At 43.3% G+C, this 15,312-nt stretch carries 14 protein-coding genes, 2 tRNA genes and 3 rRNA genes; 11 read left to right on the top strand and 8 right to left on the bottom strand.

Annotated elements, in window-relative coordinates; translation table 11 throughout:
- Window positions 1-33 precede the first annotated feature (33 nt).
- From ABJ384_RS11870 to ABJ384_RS11895, 6 genes are all read left to right on the top strand, one after another.
- Window positions 34-405, top strand: coding sequence for a hypothetical protein (locus ABJ384_RS11870; RefSeq protein WP_349927537.1), 372 nt, complete (start codon window positions 34-36; stop codon window positions 403-405).
- Between the two features lie 9 nt (window positions 406-414).
- Window positions 415-1,089 (top strand): LrgB family protein, encoded by a 675-nt coding sequence (locus tag ABJ384_RS11875; protein ID WP_166170899.1) that lies wholly within the window; start codon window positions 415-417, stop codon window positions 1,087-1,089.
- Window positions 1,090-1,181: 92 nt separating this feature from the next.
- Window positions 1,182-1,628 carry a DUF2147 domain-containing protein gene (locus ABJ384_RS11880; RefSeq protein ID WP_086195714.1) on the top strand — a complete coding sequence of 149 codons (447 nt, stop codon included), beginning with the start codon at window positions 1,182-1,184 and terminating at the stop codon, window positions 1,626-1,628.
- 161 nt (window positions 1,629-1,789) lie between these two features.
- A complete protein-coding gene (locus tag ABJ384_RS11885; protein WP_349927539.1) occupies window positions 1,790-2,236 on the top strand; it encodes a DUF2147 domain-containing protein in 447 nt (148 codons plus the stop codon).
- Between the two features lie 312 nt (window positions 2,237-2,548).
- Window positions 2,549-2,998 carry a DUF2147 domain-containing protein gene (locus tag ABJ384_RS11890; RefSeq protein ID WP_349927541.1) on the top strand — a complete coding sequence of 150 codons (450 nt, stop codon included), beginning with the start codon at window positions 2,549-2,551 and terminating at the stop codon, window positions 2,996-2,998.
- A gap of 158 nt (window positions 2,999-3,156) precedes the next feature.
- Window positions 3,157-3,606 (top strand): DUF2147 domain-containing protein, encoded by a 450-nt coding sequence (locus tag ABJ384_RS11895; protein ID WP_349927543.1) that lies wholly within the window; start codon window positions 3,157-3,159, stop codon window positions 3,604-3,606.
- A 48-nt stretch (window positions 3,607-3,654) separates the two neighbouring features.
- On the opposite strand, the gene ABJ384_RS11900 is transcribed toward ABJ384_RS11895, so the two are convergent.
- Genes ABJ384_RS11900 through pdxA form a run of 3 tightly spaced genes read right to left on the bottom strand, consistent with a single transcriptional unit; the run spans window position 3,655 to window position 6,327 of the window.
- Window positions 3,655-4,515 (bottom strand): symmetrical bis(5'-nucleosyl)-tetraphosphatase, encoded by an 861-nt coding sequence (locus ABJ384_RS11900; protein ID WP_349927545.1) that lies wholly within the window; start codon window positions 4,513-4,515, stop codon window positions 3,655-3,657.
- A complete protein-coding gene (gene rsmA / locus ABJ384_RS11905) occupies window positions 4,516-5,328 on the bottom strand; it encodes a 16S rRNA (adenine(1518)-N(6)/adenine(1519)-N(6))-dimethyltransferase RsmA (protein ID WP_086195719.1) in 813 nt (270 codons plus the stop codon).
- A 30-nt stretch (window positions 5,329-5,358) separates the two neighbouring features.
- Window positions 5,359-6,327: a 4-hydroxythreonine-4-phosphate dehydrogenase PdxA gene (gene pdxA, locus ABJ384_RS11910; protein ID WP_349927547.1), complete on the bottom strand. Its 969-nt coding sequence runs from the start codon at window positions 6,325-6,327 to the stop codon at window positions 5,359-5,361.
- 489 nt (window positions 6,328-6,816) lie between these two features.
- On the opposite strand from pdxA, the gene rplM reads away from it, so the two are divergent.
- The 5 genes from rplM (at window position 6,817) to ABJ384_RS11935 (ending at window position 9,738) form a co-directional block, all read left to right on the top strand.
- Window positions 6,817-7,245, top strand: coding sequence for a 50S ribosomal protein L13 (rplM, locus tag ABJ384_RS11915; RefSeq protein WP_004811299.1), 429 nt, complete (start codon window positions 6,817-6,819; stop codon window positions 7,243-7,245).
- Window positions 7,246-7,257: 12 nt separating this feature from the next.
- Complete coding sequence (gene rpsI / locus ABJ384_RS11920) at window positions 7,258-7,644, top strand: 30S ribosomal protein S9 (protein WP_068974925.1); 387 nt, start codon at window positions 7,258-7,260, stop codon at window positions 7,642-7,644.
- A 332-nt stretch (window positions 7,645-7,976) separates the two neighbouring features.
- Window positions 7,977-8,627: a glutathione S-transferase N-terminal domain-containing protein gene (locus ABJ384_RS11925; RefSeq protein ID WP_349927550.1), complete on the top strand. Its 651-nt coding sequence runs from the start codon at window positions 7,977-7,979 to the stop codon at window positions 8,625-8,627.
- Window positions 8,628-8,639: 12 nt separating this feature from the next.
- On the top strand, window positions 8,640-9,071 hold the full coding sequence (locus ABJ384_RS11930; protein WP_349927551.1) for a ClpXP protease specificity-enhancing factor: 432 nt from the start codon (window positions 8,640-8,642) through the stop codon (window positions 9,069-9,071).
- 19 nt (window positions 9,072-9,090) lie between these two features.
- Window positions 9,091-9,738, top strand: coding sequence for a hypothetical protein (locus ABJ384_RS11935; RefSeq protein WP_349927553.1), 648 nt, complete (start codon window positions 9,091-9,093; stop codon window positions 9,736-9,738).
- Between the two features lie 109 nt (window positions 9,739-9,847).
- On the opposite strand, the gene rrf is transcribed toward ABJ384_RS11935, so the two are convergent.
- The 5 genes from rrf to ABJ384_RS11960 form a co-directional block, all read right to left on the bottom strand.
- Window positions 9,848-9,962, bottom strand: a 5S ribosomal RNA gene (gene rrf / locus ABJ384_RS11940).
- Between the two features lie 177 nt (window positions 9,963-10,139).
- A 23S ribosomal RNA gene (locus ABJ384_RS11945) occupies window positions 10,140-13,032 on the bottom strand.
- Between the two features lie 399 nt (window positions 13,033-13,431).
- Window positions 13,432-13,507: transfer RNA gene (locus ABJ384_RS11950), tRNA-Ala, on the bottom strand.
- 48 nt (window positions 13,508-13,555) lie between these two features.
- Window positions 13,556-13,632: transfer RNA gene (locus tag ABJ384_RS11955), tRNA-Ile, on the bottom strand.
- A gap of 61 nt (window positions 13,633-13,693) precedes the next feature.
- Window positions 13,694-15,231 (bottom strand): 16S ribosomal RNA (locus ABJ384_RS11960).
- The 16S, 23S and 5S rRNA genes sit together here with 2 tRNA genes alongside, the layout of an rRNA operon.
- Window positions 15,232-15,312 lie beyond the last annotated feature (81 nt).

Consider the following 15,312-nt stretch of genomic DNA (forward strand, 5'->3'; position numbering starts at 1 on the left):
ACGTGACAAGTGTAATTATAATTGTTGGTAAAAATGGACTGGATAAAAACAATCGACTGGCCAGCCTGGATTGGCACCGTGGCATTAATCATCTGCTTCCGTGAAGGGGCCGTATGGTTAACCACACAATTTCATCATCCTGAACTGGGTAATCTGGTGGGCTTGATCAGCCTGTTGGTGACTTTATTTATCTGGAGAAGTTTCAAGAAATTACCCAGCCGCTTGGTGGATACCAATAACAAAATCATGAAAGAAAGTGCCTTTGCCTTTTTGCCAATTAGCGCAGGGTCCTTGATTATGCTGACTCAAATGGGCAAGGAAATGCCGGCTTTTTTACTGGTGATGTTTGTCAGCACTCTGATTCCTTTGTGGGTCTATGCAAAAATGTCAAAGCGCTGGTTATAGGGAAATTATATGTTCACAGTACTCTCGGGTTTTTTTATCACCCTGATCGCCTATCTGGTCGCAAAACCGATCAATAAACGCCTGCCGCAAATTCCGGTCATTGTGATTGGCATGTTTTTGATTATTGGACTGTTGTTGTCATTCGGGATTCGTTATGAATCTTATATGGCACAGGTCAATCCGCTTTTTAATCGTCTCTTGGGCTATGTCACCGTTGCATTGGCCATTCCTCTCGCGGCCATGCGTTATGATGATCTGCCGCTGAAAGCCATGCTCGGAATTCTGGTGTTTGCCAGTATCAGTGCAGTCGCACTACCGATGGGACTTGCCTATTTACTGCATATGACCGATTCCAGCATTATGGCTTTTGCTACACGCGCCGTGACCACACCGATCGCCATTAATATTGCCACCCTGCTCCATGCACCTATGAGTATGGTCATACTTATTGTGATTTTATCCGGCGTGATTGGAGCAGCCTTTTCTCCCTTGATCCTGCGCCATATCAATGATGAACGTGCTTCAGGCCTGGCATTAGGTTTGGCTGCGCATGCCATTGGAACAGCACAGGCATGGCAAAGAGGCAGTGTGGCAGGACGCTATGCTGCATTTGGCATGGCAGTGAATGCTGTATTTACTGCCATATGGCTGCCTACTTTTATACTTTATTTACAAAAAATGTGACCAAACAGTCATTTGCATTGATAATGATTGTTGCTTGTCAAAAATACTCCTAGTATCAGGAGTACTGTCAGTGGAATGAAGGAACATTCAAAATGGTCAAGATGAAACTTACTATTGCATTAATCTGCTCAACTTTAGCGAGTTTTGCCCTAGCTCAAGACCTTACAGGAACGTGGAAAAATATTGATGATAAAACCGGTTCATCAAAAGCTATCCTTGAAATTCGCCAGGAAAATAATGGCACTTATACCGCACAAGTAGTCAAAGTCACTCCGCGTCCTGGCTATACTCCCAAAGAAATTTGCGTCAAATGCCCGGCACCTTATACCAATCAGCCCATTCTAGGCATGGATGTCTTGAAAGGTTTAAAACATATAGAAGGACCCAACTATGCAAATGGTAAAATTATCGATCCGCTATCTGGTCATATCTACAGTATGAAAGCGAAATTAAGTCCAAATGGTAAACGCTTAACCCTGCGTGGTTATGTTGGGGTTTCAGCGTTAGGCCGTAGTCAGACCTGGATTAGAAATGACTAAATATGACAAAAAGTCACACTATGTGGCTTTTTTCTTCACTGATATTTAAATAATTCACATTATATTTCATTTTTATGAAGCAGTGGGTTGACTAATTTTTAAACGATAACTATATCTTTATATAAATTAAAAAAATATTTTCCACACTCCTAGGAGTTAATATGAAGAAAAATCTATTATTTGCTGCTTTTGCCAGTTTAGTTTGTAGTGGGAACGTATTGGCAAATGATCTTAGCGGAACATGGAAAACCATTGACGATAAAACAGGCTCATCAAAAGCCATTCTGGAAATGCGCCAAGAAAGCAATGGAACTTATACGGCAAAAATTGTAAAAGTCACTCCTCGTCCAGGTTATACCCCGAAAGAGACCTGTGTAAATTGTCCAGCACCTTATACCGACAAACCTATCTTAGGATTAGATGTTTTAACGGGATTAAAATCTATCGGTGATAATCAGTTTGTAAATGCCAAAGTTCTTGATCCACTGAACGGTAAAATCTATAGCGGCAAAGCAAAATTAAGTCCGAATGGTAAACGTCTCACTCTACGCGGTTATATTGGTGTGTCCGCACTCGGTCGTAGTCAGACCTGGATTAAACAAGATTAAATGATACACATGGTCGTGTACTAGACTCTTTAACAGGAAAAATAATAACTTGAAAGGATGAATTACACCGAATGCTAGACGTTTTATATTATGTGGATATGTAGGAATTATGGCTCTGGGTCGAACTCAAATCTGGATTAGAAACCACTAAATATGACAAAAAGCTGTACTATCTGGCTTTATTATTAACTTATTTTTAAATAATTCACATTATTCTTCATTTTCATGAACCATGATATTGACTATTTTATAAACGATCCTAATATAGTTTTTAAATTAAAAAAATTATTCACCACAACCGCAGGAATATATATGAAAAAAAATATCTTACTTGCTGCTCTTGCCATTTTAGTTTTTAGTGGGAATGTATTGGCACAAGATCTATCAGGTACTTGGCAACAAATTGATGATAAAACCGGTTCACCCAAAGCAATTATCGAAATCAGTAAAGATACAAACGATATTTATACCGGTAAGATCGTCAAAGTAACCCCTCGTCCAGGTTATATACCGCAAAAGACATGCAACAAATGCCCTGCACCCTATACCAATCAGCCTATTTTAGGTATGGATGTACTCACCGGATTAAAGCATGTGGAAGGTACAAATAACTATGAAAAAGGCCGGGTCATCGATCCTTTAGCAGGTAAAATTTATGATGCCAAAGTTCGACTGAATGCGAGCGGAAAACGTCTCACTTTACGTGGCTACATCGGTATTTCAGCATTGGGTCGCAGTCAGACCTGGTTACGGGTCGATTAATTCAAATCCCTGTTTTTAATTAAAAAGCCACAATATTGTGGCTTTTTATCCAAATCAGCTTAAAACTGTTTGCTTGACTCTAGAGTATATTGACTAATTACTTTATCTATCTAATATATCCGTTAATTAGAAAATGAAAGATTAAGTGAGAGTCTTATATGCAAAAGAATCTATTGCTGGCTGCTTTTGCTGCTGCACTTTTCAGTGGAAATGTTTTCGCAGAAGACATTTCTGGAACATGGCAACAAATTGATGATAAGACCGGTGCTGCGAAAGCGATTATTAAAATTAATAAAGAAAACAATAATACATTTACCGGGAAAATTATTAAAGTTACTCCTCGCCCAGGTTATACCCCACGAGAGACATGTAATAATTGCCCAGCACCATATAGCAATCAGCCTATTTTAGGTATGGAAATTCTGAAGGGCTTAAAACATGTATCTGGAACCAATAACTACGAAAAAGGCCGTGTTATAGATCCTCTAGCGGGTAAAGTTTATGACGCCAAAATCAGACTGAATGCAACAGGCAAGCGTTTAACCTTAAGAGCCTATATGGGTATTTCTACCTTGGGACGCAGCCAGACCTGGATCAGACTTGACTAAGAAGTTTAAATATAAAAAAGCCACATGATGTGGCTTTTTTATTATGGCTTAGCTTGAGGATGACATCATCGGATTATCGACTTTAAACAATTGTTGATCTTCTAATCGATAAGCAATCAGTTGATTGCCCCAAACACACCCCCCATCCACATTCTGAATCTGAGGCGTAATGGTTTTCCCTTGTAATCCAGCCCAGTGTCCAAAGATAATTTGATGGGTTTTAGCCGCTTTGGACTCAAAGTCAAACCATGGCTGAAAGCCTTCAGGCATAGGATCATCCAGAGAATCTTTAAAACTGAATTCCATTCGCCCTTCTGCATTAGTTAAACGCATACGGGTCAAGTAGTTAGTAATGCAACGTAAACGGGCATGACCCTGCAAATCATCCGACCAACAATTTGGCTCTTTGCCATACATGTTAGCCAAAAAAGCATCGACCACGTCAAAGTCATCATGACCAATTACTACCTCAACTTCCTTAGCTAAAACCGCTGTTTGTTCTACTGTCCAATTCAGCGGGATCCCTGCATGGGTCAAAACCGTATGTTCATTCGGAAATAAACATAAAGGCTGTTTACGCAGCCATTCGATCAAGTCATCACTTTCCAAAGCATGAATGACATCATCAATATGGTCTTTGGGATTAATCTCTTTAGTCCCACGTGCCACAGCCAATAAATTAAGGTCATGATTACCTAAAACCGTTGCAGCAACACCCTTGTCGACCAGCTTTTTGATAAAGCGCAAAGCCCCAATCGAATTTTCACCACGTGCAACCAAGTCACCCGCAAACCAAAGAAAATCTTGATCTGCATCAAACTGAATCGTTTTAAGTAATATTTTCAAAGCTTCAAAACAGCCCTGAATATCACCAATCACATAATTGTATCGAATATTCGAAGCTGCCATTTAATCCACCATTTGATCTGCTAATGCTACAAATTGAGCCAGCGTTAAAGTCTCGGGGCGCGCCATCGGATCGACACCTGCTTTCTCAAATCCCTCTTCAACCAGCATACCTTTTAAACTATTGCGTAAAGTTTTACGACGCTGGGTAAAGACATGGGACACCAGACGGGCCAAGGCTTTTTCATTCTTGGCCACAATCGGTTTAACAGCATAAGGCTCCAGACGAAAGACGGCAGAAGTGACTTTTGGTGGTGGATTAAATGATCCCGGTGGAACTTCAAACAGGAAAGTCGGTTTGCAGTAATACTGGATCATCACCGACAAACGACCATATTCTTTGGTATTAGGTGAGGCGGTAATACGGTCAACCACTTCCTTTTGCAACATGAAGTGCATGTCTTTAACTTTGTCACCAAATTCCAGGAGATGGAACAGAAGTGGTGTTGAAATGTTGTATGGCAGGTTACCAACCACACGTAGCGGACGGCCTTCTTGAAACAACTCAGTAAAGTCATATTTCAAGGCATCCGTTTCAACAATGGTTAAACGCTCAGGATGCGGCACACGGCCTGGTAAACCTGCCGCCAAGTCACGGTCAAGTTCAACTACAGTTAAGGCATCACATTCACCAATTAAAGGTGAAGTTAATGCTGCAAGACCGGGACCAATTTCAACAATGTTATCGCCAGAACGAGGATTCACTGAACGGACAATTTTGGCAATGACACGTTGGTCATGTAAGAAGTTTTGCCCAAAACGCTTACGCGTGTGATGCCCTTCATCTTTGGGGTTTAAGGCATTAATCTGATACATAAACATTTCCAACGTGTAATAAAGACAAGATCACTGACGCGCAAGTTCGAGCGCCAAATCCACAGCCACATGCAAGCTCGAGCTTTTTGCCAGACCTGTACCTGCAAGGGAGAGTGCTGTGCCATGATCGACAGAAGTTCGGATAAACGGTAAGCCCAAAGTAATATTGATGGCTTCACCAAAGCCCTGTGATTTTAACACAGGTAAGCCCTGATCGTGATACATCGCCAATACGGCATCGGCATCTTTTAAATTGTCTGGGGTAAATAGCGTATCGGCAGGCAAACTCAGGCTCATATTGATCCCTTGCGCACGATAAGTTTCCAGCACAGGATTAATCACCTCAATTTCTTCCATCCCCAAATAACCATCTTCCCCAGCATGCGGATTTAAACCACACACCAGAATATGCGGATGATCAATCCTGAATTTGGTTTTTAAATCGTGGATTAAGATATCAATCACCTGATGCAGGCGCTCAGGCGTAATTGCATCAGGCACATCACGTAAAGCCAGATGCGTAGTCACCAGTGCCACCCTTAAAGTCTTGGTGGCCAGCATCATCACCACCCGATCGACACCCGCAAATTCCTGATAATACTCAGTATGACCACTAAAATGGATACCCGCTTCATTGATAATGGATTTCTGTACGGGCGCGGTGGCTACACCGACACTTTTGCCTGTCATAGCGTAATCTGCAGAACGACGTAATTGTTCCAGCACATATGCTGCATTTTGGGCATTCAGTTGCCCCAAAACCACTTTTGTATTTAAGGGCACATGTTCGACATAAAGCTGCCCTTGAGCTGCAGATTCTAATTGTCCTTGATATTCAATTAGTTCAATCTCTTTTTTTAATAATTCGGCACGTTGCTTTAATAAATGAATGTCGGCTAGTACCACAATCGGATGTTCATCAACACGATCTGCCAAACTTAAACAAATATCTGGACCAATACCAGCAGGTTCACCACTCGTAACATATAAAGGAAGCATAATTTATCCAAGAAACTCAATATTCAACATTATAACGCGAATGCTAAACAAGAAAGCTGAAGCTAAGCAAAACCACATATAGATCAACTAGTTTAATCAACAAAACAACTGGTAATTAGCAATACATCGATATTTTTAATATTTCAATAAAAACAAAATTTTAAATTTTCATCATCGCTTATCCCAAATACCCAAATACCCAAATACTGAATGGTACAAGTCCTCAAGTCGATAAAATCGTATCTATTGCTTTTAAGCAGAACATGCAAACTTCACAGTTGCAGAACTAAAAGCCAATATTTTTATCTTCATTTAGCGCCCCCCATTTTAGATTCCCCAACACTTCCATTTTCATCCTTGTTCTTTTAAAATATAGCGCTTGAAATTTTATATTTTCATTGTGGTTCTACTGACTTTCAGGTAGAATTCGGTCTCCTTTTGTTTGGACAGATTCCACCGTCCAAACCAACTATAATAGGTAGTGGTTTAATGAAAACTCTCAGCGCTAAGCCAGCTGAAGTTCAACACGACTGGTACGTTGTTGATGCTTCTGGCAAAACTTTAGGTCGTCTTGCGACTGAAATCGCTCGTCGTTTACGCGGTAAGCATAAAACTTCTTATACTCCTCACGTTGACACTGGCGATTACATCGTTGTGATCAATGCTGAACAAGTTCAAGTGACTGGTAAAAAATCACTTGATAAGAAATATTATCGCCATACTGGTTTCCCTGGTGGTATTCGTGAAACTAATTTCGAGAAATTAGTTGCTCACAAACCAGAAGAAATTTTCCAACGCGCTGTAAAAGGCATGTTGCCAAAAGGTCCTCTTGGTTATGCAATGATCAAAAAAATGAAAGTGTACGCTGGTACTGAGCATCCACATACTGCTCAACAGCCACAAGTTTTGGACATCTAAGGGATACAGCACATGGCTACTAACTATGGTACAGGTCGCCGTAAGACCGCAACTGCACGTGTTTTCCTATCAGCTGGTACTGGTAAACTCGTAATCAACAACCGTACTCTTGAACAGTACTTCGGTCGCGAAACTGCTCGTATGGTTGTTCGTCAACCTTTAGAGCTTCTAGAAGCTACTGAAAAATATGACCTTTACATCACTGTTGCTGGTGGTGGTATTGGTGGTCAAGCTGGCGCTATCCGTCACGGTATTACTCGTGCATTGATCGCTGCTGACGAAACTTTAAAACCTGCTCTTCGTCAAGCTGGTTTCGTTACTCGTGATGCTCGTGAAGTTGAACGTAAGAAACTTGGTTTACGTAAAGCTCGTAAACGTCCTCAATTCTCTAAACGTTAATTCGTTTACCGAATCGGACAAAAAACCCTGGATTATCCAGGGTTTTTTTATGGGACTTAAATTTTAATCCGGATAAATATTTCATCTTACTGTTCATGCACATCCTTACCCCACACGCCTTCATGACACCAGAAAGATTTGGTGAGATAATAATTCGCAAGACCAATCAAAATAAACAGTAAGATTATCGCCAGTTTGATCAGCATCTTGTTTTCCTCCAGTTATTTTTTCTTATCATCTTTTTATCTTAACCCCAATTGCACTTTTATGCTTCGTGCTTTTTAGCTTGAATTTTAGTATCCTATTCCATTCATTTATCATTGTTTCGGATTATGTCAATCGAAAATGCACATCTACAAGGAATCACGCTTTACAGTCATGCGGATGACTTTCGCTCACACTGGATACGCTATGTACTTGCAGAGAAGCAAATCAAATATAATCTAATTATTGTAGACGAAGATGATGAAGACCTCGCTAGTCTAAATCCTTATAACCAGCTCCCGATGATGATTGAGAATGAGCTTAAGCTCTTCAATAGTGGCATCATTTCCGAATATCTGGATGACCGCTACCGTCAAAGCAAACTCTATGCTGATGCTCCAATGCCACGAGCAGAACAACGTCAATATATCTGGCGTTTTGAACAGGACTGGTTAAAACTGGCGGATATCATGCTGTGTCATCCTGATACGCTGAATGAGAAAGAGAAAGCGAAGGCTCAAAAGAAACTCAGAGATACGCTTATTTCACTTACTCCATTATTTCAGCATTTTCCCTTTTTCATGTCTGAAAACTTTACAATTCTAGATTGTATGCTGGCACCCATTTTTATACGGTTAAAGGCCATGGGCATCGAATTACCTAAACAGCATTGCCGTCCCATTCACTTATATTGTCAACGAATTTTTAGTCGGCCTGCATTTGTCAAATCTTTAACGATGCAGGAAAAAAACCGCTACAGCGAATTTTTAGTAAATTAATCGAGCAAAATCATGTCTGATCAAGAATTGAATCTCACCCCTACCCGACCTTATTTAGCACGCGCTATCTATGAATGGATTTGTGACAATAACCTGACCCCATATTTATTGGTTGATGCGACTCAGCCCAACACCATGGTACCGGAACAATTCATTCAAGATGGCCAGATCGTTTTAAATATCGTTCCTCATGCAGTGCATAAACTACATATGAGCAATTATGCAATCACCTTCTCTGCGCGTTTTGGTGGCGTTTCACGTGACATCTATGTACCCTTAAATGCAGTATTGGGGATTTATGCACGCGAGAATGGACAAGGTTTGTTCTTTGATCCAAATGAATATGAAGGTATCCAAATTACTGAAGATACTTTAAAATCAACTACAACATCAGAAGAAACTAAACAACCTAAGAAAAAACCAAGCCTACGGTTATTAGATTAAAATAATATGGAGCAAGTGAATGGCTTTTGATTTAGTACAATATTTTGCTGAGCAGATTAACAATCAAAAGCCTCAGCTTCTCGAACACTATTCTAGAGAAGATCGAAAAACATATCTGTTAGAAATTAATGCACTGGTATTAGGTAAACTCATTTCACTTTGGCGAACTGACGATAAAAAAGTTTATCAGGAGATTTCTTCAGCCGATGATCTTTTTATTCAAGAGGTTGCACGACATCTTACAACATCTTCAAAAAATCAGTCTACCCTGCCTAAAAATGAATTAGAACCAACAGTAACTGAAATATTAAAATTACAACTGACAGAATTAAAACAGCTTAATGATATTGGAAACCTGAATATCAGAGGATTACGTGAACTGATCCTAGGACAGATTGAACACCTATCTGGCCAGGCTTCTGATTGGGTTTGGTCAACAAATGATCTAACAGAATTAAAAGGCTCTAAACCAATTGAGCAAGAAGAGATATCATTAGACTCAACAATGAAGGAGTTTAGTCAAATGGTTCACCAGAATATCCAGCAGCATGATGTTGAAGAAGTTTCAGTTGTAAGCCCCCCAACCTGGGCAAAGATTGTTGAGCCTGTTGTTGCGATCGCAATTCTTTGGGTACTGACCTCTGCAGCATGTAATATTTTTGCTTAAAATTTGCAAAAATTCCGATCTTAAAACCAGCAAATGCTGGTTTTTTTTATTACTTATATTTCCCAGCAAAAAAAAAGCCCCTGCACTTGGCAGGGGCTTTTGAATAATGAGCTGGCGATGACTTACTCTCACATGGGTAATCCCACACTACCATCAGCGCTAAGAGGTTTCACTTCTGAGTTCGGGAAGGGATCAGGTGGTTCACTCTTGCTATGGTCGCCAGCACAACTGTTTATGACTTTGCGTTTGGTCTTATTTAGATGCCAATGCTTGGTCAAATAGAATTCATTAACAGGTATATCTGAGCTGTCGTATTTTGTTCTTTAGCGTTCACTAAATCAAGCTGTTTTGCTGAATATCGAATTAATTGATGCTTTATACAACAACTGTTTGGGTGTTGTATAGTCAAGCCTCACGAGCAATTAGTATTGGTCAGCTTCACATATCACTATGCTTCCACATCCAACCTATCAACGTCGTAGTCTTCAACGGCTCTTTAGGAGACATAAAGTCTCGGGGAAATCTTATCTTGAGGTAGGCTTCCCGCTTAGATGCTTTCAGCGGTTATCCCTTCCGAACATAGCTACCCGGCGATGCGACTGGCGTCACAACCGGTACACCAGAGGTTCGTCCACTCTGGTCCTCTCGTACTAGGAGCAGATCCTCTCAAATTTCCAACGCCCACGGTAGATAGGGACCGAACTGTCTCACGACGTTCTAAACCCAGCTCGCGTACCTCTTTAAATGGCGAACAGCCATACCCTTGGGACCTGCTTCAGCCCCAGGATGAGATGAGCCGACATCGAGGTGCCAAACACCGCCGTCGATATGAACTCTTGGGCGGTATCAGCCTGTTATCCCCAGAGTACCTTTTATCCGTTGAGCGATGGCCCTTCCATACAGAACCACCGGATCACTAAGACCTACTTTCGTACCTGCTCGACTTGTGGGTCTCGCAGTTAAGCGCGCTTTTGCCTTTATACTCTACGCGTGATTTCCGACCACGCTGAGCGCACCTTCGTACTCCTCCGTTACTCTTTAGGAGGAGACCGCCCCAGTCAAACTACCCACCAGACATGGTCCTCGTCCCGGATAACGGGACAGAGTTAGAACCTCAATATTACCAGGGTGGTATTTCAAGATTGGCTCCACTAGGACTAGCGTCCCAGCTTCAAAGCCTCCCACCTATCCTACACAAGTAAGATCAAAGTTCAATGTCAAGCTGCAGTAAAGGTTCACGGGGTCTTTCCGTCTAGCCGCGGGTACACCGCATCTTCACGGCGATTTCGATTTCACTGAGCCTCTGCTGGAGACAGCGCCCCCATCATTATGCCATTCGTGCAGGTCGGAACTTACCCGACAAGGAATTTCGCTACCTTAGGACCGTTATAGTTACGGCCGCCGTTTACTGGGGCTTCGATCAAGAGCTTCGCTTACGCTAACCCCATCAATTAACCTTCCAGCACCGGGCAGGCATCACACCCTATACGTCCACTTTCGTGTTTGCAGAGTGCTATGTTTTTAATAAACAGTTGCAGGGGCCTGGTTTCTGTGGCTGCTCTCAGCTCAGGAAGCAAGTTCCATCACCAAAAGCAGCGTACCTTCTCCCGAAGTTACGGTACCATTTTGCCTAGTTCCTTCAGCAGAGTTCTCTCAAGCGCTTTGGTCTACTCGACCTGACCACCTGTGTCGGTTTCGGGTACGATTCCAGTGTAACTGAAGCTTAGAGACTTTTCCTGGAAGTATGGTATCAGCCACTTCACTGTACAAGTACAGCTTGCTATCAGATCTCAGCATAGAGCACCCCGGATTTGCCTAAGATGCATGCCTACTTCCTTCCACCTGGACAACCAACGCCAGGCTGACTTAACCTTCTCCGTCCTCTCATCGCATTACACTGAAGTATTGGAATATTAACCAATTTCCCATCGACTACGCCTTTCGGCCTCGCCTTAGGGGTCGACTCACCCAGCCCCGATTAACGTTGGACTGGAACCCTTGGTCTTTCAGCGAGCGGGTTTTTCACCCGCTTTGTCGTTACTCACGTCAGCATTCGCACTTCTGATACCTCCAGCAGACTTCTCAATCCACCTTCATCGGCTTACAGAACGCTCCCCTACCACGTATACAAAGTATACATCCGCAGCTTCGGCACATAGTTTTAGCCCCGTTACATCTTCCGCGCAGGCCGACTCGACTAGTGAGCTATTACGCTTTCTTTAAAGGGTGGCTGCTTCTAAGCCAACCTCCTAGCTGTCTATGCCTTCCCACATCGTTTCCCACTTAACTATGATTTTGGGGCCTTAGCTGGCGGTCTGGATTGTTTTCCTCTTGACTACGGACGTTAGCACCCGCAGTCTGTCTCCCGGATAGTACTCATTGGTATTCGGAGTTTGCATCGGTTTGGTAAGTCGGGATGACCCCCTAGCCGAAACAGTGCTCTACCCCCAATGGTATTCGTCCGAGGCGCTACCTAAATAGCTTTCGGGGAGAACCAGCTATCACCGAGTTTGATTAGCCTTTCACCCCTATCCACAAGTCATCCCCTGGCTTTTCAACGACAGTGGGTTCGGTCCTCCAGTCAGTGTTACCTAACCTTCAACCTGCTCATGGATAGATCACCCGGTTTCGGGTCTATACCCAGCAACTAAACGCCCTATTAAGACTCGATTTCTCTACGGCTCCCCTATTCGGTTAACCTCGCTACTGAATATAAGTCGCTGACCCATTATACAAAAGGTACGCAGTCACCGAACAAGTCGGCTCCCACTGCTTGTATGCATGCGGTTTCAGGATCTATTTCACTCCCCTCACAGGGGTTCTTTTCGCCTTTCCCTCACGGTACTGGTTCACTATCGGTCAGTCAGGAGTATTTAGCCTTGGAGGATGGTCCCCCCATATTCAGACAAGGTTTCACGTGCCTCGCCCTACTCGACATCATCATATAAGCCCTTTCGTGTACAGGACTATCACCTACTATGGTTGCACTTCCCAGAGCATTCCACTAAAGCTTATATGACTTAATGGGCTTTTCCCCGTTCGCTCGCCGCTACTGAGGGAATCTCAATTGATTTCTTTTCCTAAGGGTACTGAGATGTTTCACTTCCCCTCGTTCGCCTCGTAACACTATGTATTCATGTTACGATACCTACCTTATGGTAAGTGGGTTTCCCCATTCAGAAATCTCCGGATCACAGGATATTTGCCGCCTCCCCGGAGCTTATCGCAGGCTATTACGTCTTTCATCGCCTCTGACTGCCAAGGCATCCACCACATGCACTTAATTACTTGACTATACAACCCCAAACAGTCGTTCATCCCTACAAGTAGGATGAGCAACAGATTATGATGATCTCTCATCACTCTCTTACAGTTGGCGTTTGTGCACTTAAACACTGTACAGCTTCAATTAGATTCATATACCAAAACGCTTGATTCAGTTTAATCGCTAGTAACTCATTTCTTAATCTTCATCAATCAGTCATAAATGACTGCTAATGTCGATTTCAAAACGAGTATGAACAATTTATTTCAACTCAAATATATTCTGTTAATGATTTTTCTCGTCTTCGTCAGATCGAGAAACTGTGATAAATCACAGAGGTTAATAACAATGCCGCGCATTATACGCCGCTTTCTTACTAAGCTCTATAAGCTATCTAACCGTTTGCTTATTATGCATCCGAAGATACATGGTGGAGACTAGGAGAGTCGAACTCCTGACCTCCTGCGTGCAAAGCAGGCGCTCTACCAACTAAGCTAAGTCCCCAGCTTATCAATAAGTCAATGTTTCTGATTTTCCGTACTTCGTCAGTAGTGGTGGGTCTGACAAGACTTGAACTTGTGACCCCACGCTTATCAAGCGTGTGCTCTAACCAACTGAGCTACAGACCCTCAGATACATCGTCATGAAGAACAACTTGTTGTGGATTCTTACCGATCGTCAATCTTTCGTTAAGGAGGTGATCCAGCCGCAGGTTCCCCTACGGCTACCTTGTTACGACTTCACCCCAGTCATCGGCCACACCGTGGTAAGCGTCCTCCTTACGGTTAGACTACCTACTTCTGGTGCAACAAACTCCCATGGTGTGACGGGCGGTGTGTACAAGGCCCGGGAACGTATTCACCGCGGCATTCTGATCCGCGATTACTAGCGATTCCGACTTCATGGAGTCGAGTTGCAGACTCCAATCCGGACTACGATCGGCTTTTTGAGATTAGCATCCTATCGCTAGGTAGCAACCCTTTGTACCGACCATTGTAGCACGTGTGTAGCCCTGGTCGTAAGGGCCATGATGACTTGACGTCGTCCCCGCCTTCCTCCAGTTTGTCACTGGCAGTATCCTTAAAGTTCCCGGCTTAACCCGCTGGCAAATAAGGAAAAGGGTTGCGCTCGTTGCGGGACTTAACCCAACATCTCACGACACGAGCTGACGACAGCCATGCAGCACCTGTATGTAAGTTCCCGAAGGCACCAATCCATCTCTGGAAAGTTCTTACTATGTCAAGACCAGGTAAGGTTCTTCGCGTTGCATCGAATTAAACCACATGCTCCACCGCTTGTGCGGGCCCCCGTCAATTCATTTGAGTTTTAGTCTTGCGACCGTACTCCCCAGGCGGTCTACTTATCGCGTTAGCTGCGCCACTAAAGCCTCAAAGGCCCCAACGGCTAGTAGACATCGTTTACGGCATGGACTACCAGGGTATCTAATCCTGTTTGCTCCCCATGCTTTCGTACCTCAGCGTCAGTATTAGGCCAGATGGCTGCCTTCGCCATCGGTATTCCTCCAGATCTCTACGCATTTCACCGCTACACCTGGAATTCTACCATCCTCTCCCATACTCTAGCTTCCCAGTATCGAATGCAATTCCTAAGTTAAGCTCAGGGATTTCACATCCGACTTAAAAAGCCGCCTACGCACGCTTTACGCCCAGTAAATCCGATTAACGCTCGCACCCTCTGTATTACCGCGGCTGCTGGCACAGAGTTAGCCGGTGCTTATTCTGCGAGTAACGTCCACTATCCCTAGGTATTAACTAGAGTAGCCTCCTCCTCGCTTAAAGTGCTTTACAACCAAAAGGCCTTCTTCACACACGCGGCATGGCTGGATCAGGGTTCCCCCCATTGTCCAATATTCCCCACTGCTGCCTCCCGTAGGAGTCTGGGCCGTGTCTCAGTCCCAGTGTGGCGGATCATCCTCTCAGACCCGCTACAGATCGTCGCCTTGGTAGGCCTTTACCCCACCAACTAGCTAATCCGACTTAGGCTCATCTATTAGCGCAAGGTCCGAAGATCCCCTGCTTTCCCCCGTAGGGCGTATGCGGTATTAGCATTCCTTTCGAAATGTTGTCCCCCACTAATAGGCAGATTCCTAAGCATTACTCACCCGTCCGCCGCTAGGTTGTATAGCAAGCTATACTTCCCCGCTCGACTTGCATGTGTTAAGCCTGCCGCCAGCGTTCAATCTGAGCCATGATCAAACTCTTCAGTTTAAAATCAGTAGTAGCTTAAAGGCTACCAATCTTGGCTCATCAATTTTCTGACAAATATTTCTCAAATAAACTTCGAGTAAT

Origin of the sequence: Acinetobacter sp. A1-4-2 (assembly GCF_040233925.1) — a bacterium.
In the GTDB taxonomy this organism is placed as follows: Bacteria; Pseudomonadota; Gammaproteobacteria; order Pseudomonadales; family Moraxellaceae; genus Acinetobacter.